The following is a 203-nucleotide window of genomic DNA, read 5'->3' on the forward strand; positions in this document are numbered from 1 at the left end:
GATGGGTTACCGGCGATATCAATCACTTGCGCGGTCACATCAACATCGGTGGCGCCAGCAGTGACAGGCACTTCAACATCAAAGCCGTTGTCGAGCATGTCTTGAGTGACAGGGCCGTTAAATAGGGTGTTGCCGTTGCCGTCAGTGACAATCAAGGTGTCGCCAACTTCAGTGCCAGTCGCGAGAGTCACGGTCGCGGTCAC

1 protein-coding gene is annotated in these 203 nt (G+C 55.7%); it reads right to left on the minus strand.

Annotated elements, in window-relative coordinates; translation table 11 throughout:
- Positions 1-203: hypothetical protein (locus H5125_RS22520; RefSeq protein ID WP_182745530.1), on the minus strand; the 203-nt coding region annotated here is incomplete at both ends.

This window comes from Shewanella sp. SR44-4 (genome assembly GCF_014163715.1).
In the GTDB taxonomy this organism is placed as follows: domain Bacteria; phylum Pseudomonadota; class Gammaproteobacteria; order Enterobacterales; family Shewanellaceae; genus Shewanella.